This is a genomic window from Blautia sp. OM07-19 (assembly GCF_003481595.1).
GTDB lineage: Bacteria > Bacillota > Clostridia > Lachnospirales > Lachnospiraceae > Blautia_A > Blautia_A intestinihominis.
This window is the reverse complement of the sequence record NZ_QULA01000048.1, coordinates 1-668: the sequence shown is the minus strand read 5'-3', so window position 1 is coordinate 668 and position 668 is coordinate 1. Positions and strand designations below refer to the sequence as shown.

Annotated in this window: 1 protein-coding gene; it reads left to right on the top strand. The window is 39.1% G+C overall.

The window, feature by feature from the left end; translation table 11 throughout:
- Positions 1 to 8: 8 nt before the first annotated feature.
- On the top strand, positions 9 to 668 hold a 660-nt coding region (locus DXC01_RS18530), incomplete at its 3' end, for a transposase (RefSeq protein WP_243111671.1).

Sequence of the window (668 nt, the reverse complement as noted above, 5' to 3'; positions counted from 1 at the left end):
AAGTAAGAATCTATCCAAATGCAGAACAACGTGTACAAATAGAAAAAACAATCGGCTGCAGCCGATTTATCTATAACTGTATGCTTGCAGATAAAATGGAACATTATAAAAAAGAAAAAAAGATGTTAAGAAACACACCAGCCAGTTACAAGAAAGAATATCCCTGGCTGAAAGAGGTGGATTCATTGGCGTTAGCAAATGTACAGATGCATCTGGAAAGCGCATTCCATAAGTTTTTTCGTGAACCATCTGCAGGATTTCCGCGTTTCAAATCAAAGAAGTCGTCAAGAAAATCTTATACAACAAACGTAGTGAATGGAAATATCTTTCTGGAAGGAAACTATTTGAAACTGCCTAAGATGACAGCTGTCAGAATGAAGCTTCACCGTCCGATATCAGAAAAATGGAAACTGAAATCTGTGACAGTCAGCAGGGAGCCATCCGGAAAATATTTTGCCAGTCTTTTATTTTGCTGTGAAAACCAAGCAGCAAAAAAAAGACCGGCAGAAAAATTCATTGGGATCGATTTTGCGATGCAGGGAATGTGTGTATTTTCTACCGGTGAAAGAGCCGAATATCCGATGTTCTACCGGAACACAGAGAAAAAGATTGCACGGGAACAGAGAAAGCTGTCCAGATGTCAGAAAGGCAGTCAGAATTATAAGAAG